This window comes from Pseudomonas sp. S12(2018), assembly GCF_024355235.1.
Taxonomy (GTDB): domain Bacteria; phylum Pseudomonadota; class Gammaproteobacteria; order Pseudomonadales; family Pseudomonadaceae; genus Aquipseudomonas; species Aquipseudomonas palmensis.
Window position 1 is genome coordinate 55027 of the sequence record NZ_QLAD01000006.1, and the last position, 14321, is coordinate 69347.

A 14321-nucleotide genomic window follows, 5' to 3' on the forward strand; every position below is an offset into this window, starting at 1 on the left:
CCGCCGACAATGCGACATAGACTTCCATGCAGATGCAGATCAATCAATCTTGCCGACAAACCTCTACCAGCAATCCCAATACCCGCATGCGCAAACGGATCGCTGTCTTCGAAACGTTAAAATAATTGCTCAGGGAATTGCACACAGCATGAAACTGGATGACGTTGTCCTTCTGACTGTCTAGGTACAGAGGGCCGTGGCCGCGGTTCCGGATGCCAAGATGCTGTAGTAACAAACCAAAAGCGGTCTGGAATTCTTCTGTGGGCATCAAAAGACACGAAGCGAAAGTATTTGCTTGCCACTCCAGCCGCTCGGCTTCCCCCTTAGGAATAGTGATGAGTTGGCTCTGGTCAATGTCCTGCGCTCGGATAGCTTCTCGTGTCATGTAGCGCTTGTGATTTAGAAAGTGATGTCCCAACTCATGGGCGAGTGTGAATCGGGCCAAGTGGGATTGGCTATCTGCCCCGAAGATTTTGATCTCAAGCGGGTTGAACGTGATACTGCCGAGGGCTGAGCTCGAGTCCTCAATGAAGCTCACAGAAAGTCCACTGACATCAGCTTCCCTGGACACTAGCTTAGTAAGATCGACCTCTCCCCGGTTGTATGAAATGGATTTCAAAGCCTGCTGCGCCAAGCTATCTATTCTGTTCCGTGAAATGAATGCGACCCTGGGTGTTGCGATAATCATGGGCTGACGAATCAGGCTCAGATCGCTTTCTTCAAAAGCGCTCTGAATCGCCCCTGGTTGCGAAGTCCAGCATTCTAAAAGGAATTCTAATGGCGCTGGCTGCCGTTCTTGCTGGAGTGGTCATCGGTGTCGCCACCTATGGCATCGGTTTGTTGTTCATTCCAGCAGCGTTTTATTATGCATACAGGGGAGTATTTAAGATCCCAGGGATGCTGCGTCGGAAAACACTTGTCGACGAGCTTGCAGGTCACGGAATTATTGTTCGATAAGCCACAGAGGCCTTCTGTCGAAGAGGGCCGCACCGGCCCCTGTGGCCAGTTTCAGAGCTGGATCATGGGTTAGACAGACATTCTTTGTGTTCTACTGATTGAAGCGAGGATGGGGAGAGTCGGATGAGTGAACTTCATATCATTGGGCCATGTGCACGCTCGTCACTCAGTTGCTGGAGCGCTCAGCATCGTTGCTTCAAGAGCCAATACGACCAAATTTTGGAGATCGCGCACCGCGTGTTCGGAAGCCAAACCACCGCAGAAAATTGGCTGGAGAGGTCTGCAGGTGGATTAGGCCATGGTGCGCTCTGCAGCCTACTTTGCACCCCATCAGGGTATGAGGACATCTACGGATTCCTCATGCGCCTTGACTACGGAGTTATCGGCTGAGCTGAACGAACCCTGCCGATTTCCATCGTCCTACCGGGTGCCCGCGACCCAAGCTTAGGCTGGATTTGCGGCAGCCTGAGTACCCCTATCACTCCGAACCGGCAGGGTTGCCATCATGATGATGCCATCCGCGGGGCTTGGTGGTATCTTCTTGCCTCTCTTACCCACGCTGCCTGATGGCCCCACTTTCCAAGGCCACGGCAGGCATGCCTCCCGGATCCTCAGGCATCGGGAGTGATGGCAACGGTGGGTACCAAAGACAAGGAGCAAGGGATGGCACGAAGAACGTTTTTCTCCTTCCATTATCAGGAAGACGTGTGGCGAGTTTGGAACGTCCGGAAATGCTGGGCTATCGACAAAGATCGAGAAGCAGATGGTTTTTTTGACGGCAGTGTGTTCGAAGCGTCCAAGAGGGAAAGCGACGAAGCGCTCAAGAATTTTCTTCGTGACGGTCTCAAAAATACCTCTGTGACGTGCGTGCTCGCTGGCCAGCACACCTCTACCAGGCGGTGGGTACGTTATGAGATCGTGCGCAGCGTTTTGAAGGGCAATGGGCTGCTCACCATTGATATCCATGGTGTGAAAAACAAGGACGAGCAGCTCTGCGTGAAAGGCGCAGACCCACTGGCTCAAGTGGGTGTGTACCTCTCCAAAAACAAAATTTATTTCGCGGAACTCAACGACGGTAAGTGGGTACCGTACTCCGACTATGTTTCCCCCATCCCGGCCTCTGATCTGCGGTTTGACGCTCCAACCACCGAGAACACGGTTGTCAAACTGTCCGCGCACTACAAAAGATACGACTTCACGGCTGAAAATGGCAGAGACAACATCGCTGACTGGATCGAAACCGCGGCTGGCCTCGCTGGCCGTAAGTAATACGACTCTCGCCGTAATGGCCGGCAGAATTCGACGTTTCAGATCACCAAGGTATTACACATGGCAGTCACGCAGCGCCTGGCTGGCGTTAGGATCCACCTGTCCGGATCAAACAAAGAATCGAGAGCAGAGATCGCTGCTTTCGTTCAGAAACTCGCAGCGAAGGTCTTCAGCGAAGGAGGCTCCATTGTCCATGGAAGTCATCCCTCATTCACTGCGCCACTGCAGAAGGCTGCAGAGGATTTCATTCAGGCGGGTGGTAGCAAAGGTGCACTTACTCTAGTTCGAGCGAAAAGCTTCTCAACCGACGAATACACCACTGAAATTGAAGAGCAGAGAGCTTTCGCTTCTGTAGAGATCGTGCCCGCAGATAACACTGGCACAGCGGCAGACGGTCTGACCCCGATGCGTGATTGGATGGCCGACCGTTCCGACGCCGTCATCTGTGTGGGGGGCGCATGGTGGGACGTCAACAAAGCAAAAGCGGGCGTTCCCAATGAGCTCGATGCAATGCTTGAGCTCGGTAAGCCTGGTTTTGTCGTCGCGGGCTTCGGCGGGGCAATCGCAGGCTATCTCAAGGAAGATCAGTCGCTGCTGTCTCGCCTGCGCAATGGGCTGTCTGAGGATGCCAATAAGGTCATTGCTGAAAGCACGTCTGTAGACCAGCTCGTGGATCTGATTGTCGAACAGTTGAAAAACCTCCCTCTTACTCGCCGCAACATTTCGCGCGGCCGCAACTTCCGCATTTTGGCGCTCGACGGAGGAGGGCTGAGAGGTACCTTCACCGCGGCAGTCTTGGCCAAGTGGGACGAAATGTTGAAGGCCGGTGGTGGTAACGACCTCATTTCGCATTTCGACCTGGTAGCGGGCACCTCCACCGGAGCGATTCTCGCCATTGGTCTCGCCATGGGGCTGAAGCCTAGTGAAATCCTTACTTTTTACAAGGAGAAAGGCCCCCAGATTTTCCCGGCGGATCGTAAGTTAAGACACTGGCTTAAATCCAAGCACGACTCAGCAACGCTCCGGGGCCTGCTACAAGAGGTTTATGGCGACAAAACGCTGGCTGCTGACTCCCTGTGCCGTCTGGTGATTCCCACTGTCAGGGCTAAGCATGGTCAGGCAGAGGCGATCGTTACTCCTCATAGCCCAGATCGTACAGCTTACCGAAATATCTCAGCCGTCGATGCCGCCTTGGCTTCCTCAGCTGCACCTACCTATTTCGATGAAGCCACCTTCGATGGCCCTATTGCGTTGGAGACGTTCCTCGATGGAGGCGTCTGGGCTAATAACCCTATCCTCCCGGCGCTGGCGGAAGCGGTTCGCTACCTGAAAATCCCTCTAGACAGGATCGATGTGCTGAGCATCGGCACGCTCAGTAGCGAAAGTGACTTCACCGACCAGCTCGGCAAGGGCAAGGCTGGCTGGGCCCCCCACAGTGTTGATCTCTTTTTTGCCGCCCAAGAGCATGGTGCGCTGGCGTTAGCCGAGAGCTTCCTGGGCCCAACGCGACACGTACGCGTCAATCAGCAAACCCCTGTCGAAATCAAGATGGATGACGCCGAGGCCATTCAGGACATGGCGGAACGAGGTAATGAGGCTGGGATAACGCACTTTGCTGAGGTGCGCTCCAGATTTTTTGATGGGCAATTGGTTGATAAATGGAAAGGTTTTTAATAAAGCACGGATGTATTGGCGACAGCCCTCCAGACATCCATTTTGCGTAGCATATTAGTCGAGGGGATTTATGTTCATTGACTTAGCTGTTAAAGACGTCTACTCCACATCCCGATGGAGCAAAGACGAAATCCAAGCATACAAGGAGAGGAAAGGCGACGTATTAATTAAGCTCGAACAGTTTCTGCTCGACGGAAGTAACGTGCTAGACGCTAACAAAATTCAGAAGTCAGTCTTCCCGGAGCGCGACATTGATGTTTTTATCTCGCACGCTCATGCGGATGAAGACGAGGCGATCAGGATCGCGCTCAGCATGGAAGACATCGGCCTCACAGCTTTCGTTGACTCCTGTGTCTGGGGGCATGCTGACGAGTTATTGCAGAAAATTGATAATAAATTTTGTATTTCTGAAGGCTGGGGTAACTACAGCTACAACTTGCGCAACAAAACGACGACGAATGTGCATTTGATTCTCAGTGCTGCGTTGCAGCAAATGATAAAGCGATCAGAGTTGTTTATATTCCTGGGCACTGAAAATGCAATTAAAATCGATGATTATATGTCGGGGGATGGGCGCCTTTCGTCGCCATGGATTTTTTCAGAACTCATGTTTGCCAAGAGCGTTGAGCGTTCGGCGCGCAAAACTTTCGAGGAGTCTAATGAGAGTTTTATTGCGATGGACGGTGTAAGAAGTGCTCCTGAAGTCGAATTTAGTTTCAAGCTCCCAAAGCTAACACATCAAGTAAGTTTTGATGAGTTCTCTACTTGGTTAAGCAAAGGTGGTCGCGCTGAAAAAGATCTGCCAGGGCGCATCAGAGGGTTAATGCATCTAGATAACCTTTACAGGGCTCTCGGTATTGAAGAGTCTCAGCTGTCCGCACCCAGATTCAAAACGGGACAGTAGTGGCATCATAAACCCTTAGTCGGCTTGTGTGGGTGTTTCATGTCTTTCATATATCATCTGGCCGTCTTAGGGGCACCAACGGCTGCGCAAATATCTGACCTGGAAACTGCCGTCGCCGAAGCGGTGGGCATGTTTGATTTGCACTTGGGCGCAGAGATTGGCTGGGAGGTTGATCCAGCCGCGTTCGCCCCTAATCAGCAACGGTCAGCTGCTGCGGTGTTTTTTGGCGGGGCAGGAGCAGATCACGCCAGCTTGCAAAGCCTGTTACGAGGCGGTGTTCCAGTCGTCCCCGTCGTGTCCGACCTGGGCCGAGTCGCGACTGAAGTCCCAGAAATTCTGCGCCCGTTGAATTGCTTGTGTTACGCCAATGGCGGGGCAAAACGTGTCGCCACGGCGCTATTGGAATGTGCCGGGTTGCTACCAAAGCAGAGACGGGTTTTTGTCAGCTATCGGAGAGAGGAGGCCAGGCAGGCTGCACTGCAGATGTTCGATGCGCTATCTACCAGGCATTTTGACGTTTTCCTGGATACCCACAGCATTGCGCCGGCCGAAGAGTTTCAGACCATGCTATGGCATCGGCTTTGCGACTCTGACGTGCTATTGATGCTCGATACGCCTGACTACTTCAGCAGTCGATGGACATCGGCCGAGTTCGGGAGGGCGCTTGCCAAGGGAATCAGCGTGCTTCGGGTAGGGTGGCCCGAAGCCCAGCGTTCCGCGCGCTTGGCCACCGCAAGCCTCGCTGAGCTCCATGCGAGCGAGCTAGATGTCGAATCTGGAAAGATTACTGACCAAGCGATTGACCGGATTTGTCTCCAGCTTGAAGAAGTCCGCAGCAAGAGCCATGCGGTGCGAACTGTTAACCTGGTTAGTAATCTGCGAATCGGCATCGAGACCATTGGTGGCGAGGTAATTGGCATGGGCGCCGGCCGCGGAATACAGGTACGACTGCCCGATGACCGAATGGTTGTGGTTTATCCAACGGTGGGCGTGCCGACCTCCACGACTATGCACGAAGCTTCAATGAACTCTCCTGATAAGTCTGTGGCCGTACTCTATGACCATGTAGGCCTACATCCGCAGTGGCTGAGTCATTTGGACTGGCTCGGCCAGCACATCCAACTGACGCGATGGGTTAAGGCCTGCGAAGCGAGCTGGCAATTTGCAGACTGGAGGGTGTAGAAATGGGGGCGATTTTTCTATCGGCAAGTATCCCAGTGGCTGGGCGAGGTCAGTATTTTGAGACTGCTGACCCGTTTCTTATCCAGTGTGCCGTTCGCGAGTTCGCCATCGCTGCCGTTCGCCAGCACAAGATTGTATGGGGCGGCCATCCAGCAATCACCCCAATGATCTGGAGCATTTGTGAAGATCTCGGTGTTGATTACGCAAGCTCTGTGGTTCTGTATCAAAGCCGATTTTTTGAAGGGAGCTTCCCAGAAGAGAACCAGCGATTTGACAACGTGATCTACACAAATGCCGTGCCAAACAATCTCCAAGGCAGCTTGCTATTGATGCGCGAACAGATGCTCTCTCGGCCAGATCTAATCGGTGCTGTGTTCATTGGCGGGATGGACGGTGTTGAGGTCGAATACGATATCTTCAGGCAGCTCAATCCAGACGCTTTCATTCTACCAGTTGCCGCACCAGGAGGTGCAGCGCTCAACCTCGCCAGGGATAAAGACTATTTCACTGGTTCCGAGCTTGAGGACATAGATTTTGCATCGTTATTCAACCGGTTTTTGTCTGCCCATTAATCGTGGGTAAGCTGCCAAGTCATCATGCTTGGCAGGTGCTTAACTAGGGTTGCAGGTGACATCTCCCAGGTAGGTGCATCCGGATGGGCTGGCGTATTCGTGAGCGATCATGCGGAAGCCGTTCCGATCCGTGTGGCGCATCGAGATGCGGCGTAGGACGAAAGATTTTAGTGAAGGAGCATTAATGTATTTAGGGTTTGAGTTAGAGGGCTTCAAGTCACTTGACACTGTGACGCGGCAAGAGATTGATAATTATAAGGCGAATTCTGGCAAGCTAAATATCAACAAGCTCACGAATGCCATTGTCGCACAGCTGGGAGGTAAGGACGTATTAGGTGCTAGAGAGATTTCTCAAATCTTATTCCCCACTGGCCAGGCACACATTTTTCTCTCTCATTCCCATGGCGATGAAGAAAACGCCATAAAATTTGCCGTTGCGATGGAGAGGAGGGGGGTCGAGGTATTCATCGACTCATGTGTTTGGGGGAGCGTTGACGAGCTTTTGGATGCCGTGAATGAGCAGTACTCAGAATCTGAAATCGTCGGCGATCAGAAATATTACTCGCACAGAAAATGTGATGAGGCTGCAGCGGCAGCTTACGTCATTTTGATGACAGAGCTTCACAGGATGATCGACCAGACGGAATGTTTTATCTTCTTGAATACCAGTAGGTCGGTACCCCTGAGAAGTGCTGGTAGGAATCAGACCTTGTCGCCTTGGATTTACTCCGAGCTTTCATTCAGCGCTCAGGTTCGCAGCAAAGTTCCCCGCAGAGATCGACTCCCCAAATCTGAACGTTTTTTTGCAGATGAAATTTCCATGAATGAGTCGTCTTATAGCCCCAAATCTGCCTCGTTCGGATTCGATATTCCAACCGAGCACCTGCCTAAAGTCAGTGGTAAAGAGCTGAAGGATCATTTTGAACGTGTAAACTACAGAGGTGGCTTCTATCTCGACTCACTGTATTACGCATACGACCTCGAAGACGAGTTCTCTGAAAGGTCGGATGAAAGTGCGTAGGCATGGCATCGCCAAGGGGTGTGGAGGAACGGGTGCAGTCAACCGCTCACCCTTGTCGACCGGCCTCAACATTCGCTTAACTTGATGACGGATGATCGGCTAAAGTGTGCCATGAGTCACATTTTTGTGCCGCGATAGACTGGAAAGTGAGCAATGGATTGCGATCAACTGCTGGACGACCTACGTCGCTATGTGGCTGCTGAGCCGGGGTCACTGGAGGCCGCAGTCCAGGAGCTCTTTGAAGGGCTAGCAAGGGACAATGAGTTGGTGGCGATCACTGCTCATCTGCGGTCGTCCGAACACTCAGCCCTGGGATCGGTGATCAGAGAAGTCGCAGCACGCCCAGGTGCTTTTTTGCGAGTCCAGGGGCGACTCAAAAGGCTCCGTGTGGAGCGGCAGACCCAGGGTGGCGAACTCTCGTCGAGAAAACCCAGGAACAAGGATGCACTCCTCAGAGAGCTCAATGCCCTTGTGTCCGCTTCCGATCTGCCAGCAGCAGAGCGTTTGCTGCTCGACACCCTTGAAGATGGCCAAGACCCTGACTATCTGATGTTGCTGGGGCGGGTCTTCACGCTTCAGCATCGGCTCGTTGAAGGTGCCAAGGCGATGCAAACAGCCGATGCCATCCGACGTCAGCAAGGGGCATTCTCCCGTGGCTACTCGTCTAGCCAGGACGATCAGCTGAGCGCAGACGACTTAGAGTTCATCCAAGTAAACGCTCGCCAGTTTGCGCCTCTAGAGTGGGAAGCTGACGAGCCGAAACCCGTGCCTCAAGGTGAAGGCTCGTCGGTGCATACGGCGGTCAACCCAAGAACTGAAGTGCTCACCACTGTAAACAGAGCACAGCCGCATCGGGAGGACGCTCCAAAAGAGCCTAAGCGCAGGCTCAGCCTGAACCTGAACCCATCGAAAGCTATCAAGCCCTACAGCGAAGACGGCGCTCAGCCCCGGGTTGTCAGTAAGACATCGCGATCATTCGCCACTTCACTCAACGCTTCTGACCATACAGCAGCGCACGCCCCCGAGCAGCTGGACTCTCAGGTTGACGTAAGGGTTTCGCTTGGCTCATCTACGGATTTCTTCACCGATCCGCCTGTCTCTGACGTGTTGGTGGCCCCTCGCGACCAGGGTGCTTTCCACCTCGACCAAATCGATGGCATCGATGAGTCCATTATGCTGGATGCCGAATCGTACTCGGAATACTCCAGCTTTGACCCGAACGCCGCGGACGACTTCTCCGATTTGGCGCTCTATGACTCGGTGGGAGAACTGGAAGGCATTCTTCCGGCCAGCGGTGCATACCATCCTGAGTCTGAAGATGAGTTTGCTATCTACGCCTTCGATCCAGACTCGCTGTTGGAAGACGATGACTTTAAGGTTGAACCTAAAGAGGCCGCATCAGAGTATCAGCTAACCCGCGAGGAGCGTGCGCTCCAAAAGGCGGTTGCGCTCATAGTGAGATATGACTGGCCGCACGCTACGCGTTTCCTGATCCAACAGATTTTCGTGATGAGCGGGTGGGGGGCCACCAGGCTTGCTTTGGAGCGAGCGATTGATGAAGGACTGACGCCAGAGGAGCTCGTCCTAGCTGCACACATCAAGGTGATTTGGGCAGACAATGACTTGTATTGGATCGCGTTCGACAGCACTGGCAGTACTCGCTTGTCATACCACGCTCTCTCCTGGCGTACGGCGCTGCTGATTGTCCGGTCATTTGAGTCGATTCCGCAGGTAGAGGAGATCGATGTCCTGTTGGAGCAGCTGTTCGAGTACTGGTATGAAAACCCGACGCTTCGGCGCGTCTTCAAGGCTTTCGCTAGATACCTCTGGTACCGCTTTGGTGATATAGAAGGCGTCCTTCCACCAAGCGTCTTTTGGGACTTCGATTCACCCTATCGTTGGCCAAAAGAAGAGTACAGCGACCTTGGCGTCCCGGATGACCTGGGAATTCAGGAGCTCCAGAAGCTTCGGTCGCATGGCGTACCCAACATCAAAGACCCGCAAGTGCCTGGCTGCTACTTCAGTGATCTTCCCATCAAATCGGAAGCGGAGGAGGTCGCTCGGGTGGAAGGACAGGGCAGTGATGAGCCAGCCGAATCAACCACTGGCAACGTTGAAAGCACTGAGCATGCGGCAGATGTGCCACTCGCGAAGGTCGCATCGCAAACCACCTTTGACTTCTCAGAGCGGCAATGCTCGGTACCCACACTCGGCTCAGCGATCGAAGACTCCGCCCAATCGCTGCGTGTCAGTAACTAGTTGATCGGAATCACAGGGACTATTGAATGAAGCCGCTTAGACTTGCTCACGTACAGGGTTGTTGGGTTAAGCGCTTGACCCCCAGCGGTCAGGAAGAGCTTGGCGTAGTCAAGATGGCGATCGCTGAGACCGGAGAGATTCAGGTGCACTGGATCCGGTCAGACCGAGCAAGCTTCGTTGATGCTGCCACGGTAAGTTCAGGCTTTCAGAATGGCCAAGATGTGTTGGACTGCACTCCTGGGACGGGTGTGCGTTCCCTAGGCCTGGGCGTAATCATGCAGCAGAGGGTGTTGGCTGGCAGCGAGCAGGCGCTTGTGGACTTCCCAGATAAGCGAGAGCGACACTGGTTACCTTACCAATACCTGCGCCAGGTTAAAGGGGTGAGACACCGGTTTTTGAGAGCTCACCTGGGACAGGACACGGACGTCGAACGGTTGCGATTGCGGTTACTCGCCCATGCCATCAAGGTATGGAACGAGAACACAGGATCTCTCTCGCACTTGGAAATTGACCCGCTGCCTCATCAGATTAATTTGGTGCACCACATCCTGGCCTCGGACAACCTGAGCTGGTTGATCGCAGATGACGTGGGTTTGGGCAAAACCATCGAAACGGGGATGCTGCTGCACGCGCTGATCCAGCGGAACCGTGTGAAACGTATCCTCCTGATCACCCCCGCGGGCTTAACCAAGCAATGGCAGGATGAGCTGTACCATAAGTTCAAGCTCGAAGAATTTGAGATTTATCACGAGGATTTCTCCGTCAACGAACCCCGTCAGTGGAAAATGCACGACTGTGTGATTGGCTCGCTGGATCGCCTCAAGCAACCTGATCACTTGGAAAGCTTGCTTCAGGCAGAACCCTGGGATCTGGTCATTTTTGACGAAGGCCACCGACTCAGTCGTCGACAATACGGTCTGAAGTTTGACAGCTCTGAGCGTTACGATCTTGCCAAAGCGCTCCGGGGCCGCACGCAGCACATGCTGCTTCTCAGTGCCACGCCTCACCAGGGCATGCAGGACAAGTTCGTAGCATTGCTTGAGTTGCTCCGCCCAGACCGGCGGCAGGAGCTTTTGATGCTCAGCCTCAAGCCTGAGATTTTGCGTGACATGGTTTACCGTAACCATAAAGCGGACGTCACCGATGCAGACGGCCAGTTCATTTTTCAAGGCAAAATCACCTCCGCGCTTAAGGTGCCAAGCAGTCCGAAGTCGATCGATTTCGACCAGACCTTGCAGGCTTACCTGCGTAAGGGCTATGCCGCAGGCGAAGCCTTGGGCCGGACGGGGAACGCCATTGGTTTTGTGATGACGGTTTATCGCAAACTCGCAGTGTCCAGTGCTGCTGCGATCCATCAAGCCCTCCGTAATCGCCTCCAGCGGTTGCTGGACGATTATGGTGACGACACGCTACCCAGCGAGCCGACTGATCAGCGTTACGTCGGTGAGTGGGAAGAGCAGGTGAGGGGTGAGGCAGAAGAGTTTTTCGCAGGCGAAATTCAACTTCTCAAGCAGCTCATTGACGACGCTTCGTTGCTCATGGCCAATGACTTAAAGCTCACGGTGTTCATTGACAACGTGATCGGGCCGATCAATGCGAGCAACCCTGAAGCGAAGGTGCTGATCTTTACCGAGTACCGTACGACGCAACGCTATCTCAGAGACGCCTTGGCCGCCCGATTCGGTGATGACAAGGTCGCGCTCATCAATGGCTCCATGCAGCACGCTGAGCGTCGTGAGGCGATCTCTCAGTTTGAAACACACGGTCGATTCCTCATCTCCACCGAGGCAGGTGGCGAGGGTATCAACCTGCAGCGGCAGTGCCACATGATGGTCAATTATGATCTGCCTTGGAACCCGATGCGGCTTGTCCAGCGGATCGGCAGGCTGTATCGCTATGGTCAGAAGCTGAAAGTCGTAGTCTTCAACATCCAGCAATCAGACAGTCTCGATCAGGACATCGTTGACTTGATGTACCGGCGAATTGACAGCGTTGTGGATGACCTGGCAAACGTTCAGGAGCATGAATTCAACGAAGGGTTGAAAGATGAGATCCTTGGGGAGTTAGCGGATCTCATCGACGTGGAAGACATTCTCCAGCAAGCCACGAAACTTGGCATCGAGCGAACCAGCGAGCGCATTGGCGCTGCGCTGGAGGAGGCCAAGAAGGCTGCGGAGTTGCAGAGGGAAATTTTTGCCCACGCCGCCACAAACGACGTCAATGAACTGGGGGATCAGGTGGCAATCACCATTGATCATCTTCAGAGCTTTGTCATCGGGATGTTTGGCCAGCTAGGTATTGAGACCTCCGTCCCCAGTAACGAACCTCGCCTTCTACGGATTCGCTTGCCAGACCTCGTGATGCAAGAGCTTGGGCTTAGCAAAAGATCTTCTTCGCGTATGGACGTCACGGTCGACAGGGCGCTCGCTGCTCGTCGCCCTGATACCCGAATGTTGGACTTGACCTCATCACTGATGCAGTACCTTCTCGCCAAAGCATGCTTATATGACTTCGGGGGCTTGGCGGGATCTATTTGCGCGCCGAACTTGGGTGAGGGCAGCGGCGCATTGTTCGGTGCCATGTTGAGGTGGCAGGGGCCGCAGGGGAATCGCGTACGTCAGGAGTTTTTGACCATCCTGACGGGTCAAGAGGGGGCCAAAGTCAATTCTGGGGCAGTCAGTGACTGGCTGATGCAGCCGGCTCATTTCAGTGCCCAGACGGCCTCTATTGAGTCGTCACGTCCGCTTTATGATGCCGCCAATAAGGTTGCCAACCAGAGGCTGGCGGAGCTGAGCAATCAATACCTGATTCCCGAGAGTCTCGATTGGGCTGGAGCGGGCTGGACTTCTCCTAACTGATTACCTGGCAGGCTTCTCATATTGTGAGCGTGAAGTGACGGCCTGCCCGTAAGAGGAGCAGTGAGAAATTGAGCTTTTAAAAAAGGAGGCTTCGCTAAATGCGAAGCTAATTTCAGCAACGAACGAAGACCAGTGTCTACCTGGGCCGTGAGTGCGCTGGCGCTCGCATGCGCTAGCTGTAGATCTGGCTTGAATATGTTGAGGAGGTGAGGGATAACATCCAGCTCGAAGTCAATGGAGGACTGAAATGGCAGCGGTTGATGCCCGGCTTTTTCAAGCCATGTGTGATCTGTGGAGCATGCGCAGCTCTCAGAAAGGAGTATTTGCAGAACCTGAATTCAAGCGGCTTGAGCAGGTTTGCGCTGATCTGTACGAGGGAGGGCATCGTAATCTTGGGCGTACTTTCGCACTCAATCATGCATTGAGATCTCTTGGCGCCCCGTGCTTACAGACTCAAGGGGGCCAGGGAAACATTGGCGATGTAGCGGCATCTGCAAAGGCAATCGATAAAGCCTTCAGGCAGACGCACGCGAGCTACACGCACATCTGTCCGCTTGATTACGCAGAGGATTTGCCATCTCTCAAATTCGGCCCGATCAAGCTTGGGCGATTTAGTGAGACTGAACTCGAAGCCCTTTTCGATCTGCCCAGGCTCGCCAGGCACTATCCTGATCGCTCGCTTGACGCTGCGCGGCTGTCGCAATTTCACTGGCTTGTGGTCAAGGAAAGCCGGCCTGTCGCGGAAAGCGCCGGGAGGCGAGCATTACCGGATTTTTTCGGGCTCATGGATAGGGACAATGGCGCTATTGACCCCCACGAAGGCCGCTTTCCCCAAGCAGTTGAGACAGCTTTGTTTTTCCTACTGCTAGCTCCTTGGGAGCGATGGTCAACTATGAACGAGGTAGATTGGCGTGGCTTCCGAGTGCCTTGGATTTACACCCAAAACGATGACTTGTTCGTCCCGCCGGCGCCGCCTCCTAGCGCAGATACCCTTGCATGGCAGCCGCATATCTACACAAATGAATATGGAGAGTGTGTTGAAACAGAGCGTCCTATCGAATTCCCGCTGACAGCTTCTGCGGAGCGCGAGATGTCTCAGTTTTGTCAGGCGCGATGGAACAGCTTCCAAACCGCCCTCAGATCCGATCTGTTGAAACCACCGATCATGCATTTTTTGGTGAGGGCATTTCTATCCGACGGCATTGATGAGTTCATGGCTCATATGACGACGATTGAGGCTGCTCTTGGTCTTCATGCTGATCACGATCGTAAAGCCCGGAGTCTTCACCATCCAGGATGGTGGGCCACCAGGCGAGTGGGTGCACGAGTGGCATCGATCCTGGATGATGCTTCAGCTGCCGGCCTTTACACCGAGCTGTTCGATTTGCGGAGCGCCTTCATCCATGGACGCGAGAGCATGGAAAAAATCTCAACGTTCAGGCGTGTTGAAGCACGACGCTTGGCGGCTGCAGTAGCGACGGCGGTCGTTCAGTTCGCGAGCCAGGCTAAACAACCCAGAGAAAGCTATCTGCGGGAGCTGTTGGATAACGGGGTAGAACTGATCACTCAGAATCAGCCAAGCTGATCTGTATGAGCGTCAACAGAAGTGGGCTGGCATCTTCAAG

11 protein-coding genes are annotated in these 14321 nt (G+C 53.7%); 10 read left to right on the forward strand and 1 reads right to left on the reverse strand.

Going from position 1 to position 14321, the window contains the following annotated elements; all coding sequences use genetic code 11:
- Positions 1-43: 43 nt before the first annotated feature.
- Positions 44-634: an ImmA/IrrE family metallo-endopeptidase gene (locus tag DN388_RS15260; protein ID WP_255000882.1), complete on the reverse strand. Its 591-nt coding sequence runs from the start codon at positions 632-634 to the stop codon at positions 44-46.
- Between the two features lie 143 nt (positions 635-777).
- On the opposite strand from DN388_RS15260, the gene DN388_RS15265 reads away from it, so the two are divergent.
- From DN388_RS15265 to DN388_RS15310, 10 genes are all read left to right on the forward strand, one after another.
- On the forward strand, positions 778-957 hold the full coding sequence (locus tag DN388_RS15265) for a hypothetical protein (protein WP_255000885.1): 180 nt from the start codon (positions 778-780) through the stop codon (positions 955-957).
- A 636-nt stretch (positions 958-1593) separates the two neighbouring features.
- On the forward strand, positions 1594-2226 hold the full coding sequence (locus DN388_RS15270) for a TIR domain-containing protein (protein WP_255000888.1): 633 nt from the start codon (positions 1594-1596) through the stop codon (positions 2224-2226).
- A gap of 60 nt (positions 2227-2286) precedes the next feature.
- Positions 2287-3900, forward strand: a complete 1614-nt coding sequence (locus DN388_RS15275) for a CBASS cGAMP-activated phospholipase (protein WP_255000890.1) — start codon at positions 2287-2289, stop codon at positions 3898-3900.
- A gap of 70 nt (positions 3901-3970) precedes the next feature.
- Entirely contained in the window at positions 3971-4804 is an 834-nt protein-coding gene (locus tag DN388_RS15280; protein ID WP_255000893.1) for a hypothetical protein, read from the forward strand.
- A gap of 129 nt (positions 4805-4933) precedes the next feature.
- Positions 4934-5986, forward strand: a complete 1053-nt coding sequence (locus tag DN388_RS15285; protein WP_255000895.1) for a toll/interleukin-1 receptor domain-containing protein — start codon at positions 4934-4936, stop codon at positions 5984-5986.
- Between the two features lie 2 nt (positions 5987-5988).
- Positions 5989-6558, forward strand: coding sequence for a hypothetical protein (locus tag DN388_RS15290; RefSeq protein WP_255000897.1), 570 nt, complete (start codon positions 5989-5991; stop codon positions 6556-6558).
- A 184-nt stretch (positions 6559-6742) separates the two neighbouring features.
- Positions 6743-7579 carry a toll/interleukin-1 receptor domain-containing protein gene (locus DN388_RS15295; protein ID WP_255000899.1) on the forward strand — a complete coding sequence of 279 codons (837 nt, stop codon included), beginning with the start codon at positions 6743-6745 and terminating at the stop codon, positions 7577-7579.
- 153 nt (positions 7580-7732) lie between these two features.
- Positions 7733-9838, forward strand: coding sequence for a hypothetical protein (locus DN388_RS15300; protein WP_255000900.1), 2106 nt, complete (start codon positions 7733-7735; stop codon positions 9836-9838).
- Between the two features lie 26 nt (positions 9839-9864).
- Positions 9865-12696: a DEAD/DEAH box helicase gene (locus DN388_RS15305; protein ID WP_255000902.1), complete on the forward strand. Its 2832-nt coding sequence runs from the start codon at positions 9865-9867 to the stop codon at positions 12694-12696.
- A 247-nt stretch (positions 12697-12943) separates the two neighbouring features.
- Positions 12944-14281 (forward strand): hypothetical protein, encoded by a 1338-nt coding sequence (locus tag DN388_RS15310; protein ID WP_255000903.1) that lies wholly within the window; start codon positions 12944-12946, stop codon positions 14279-14281.
- Positions 14282-14321 lie beyond the last annotated feature (40 nt).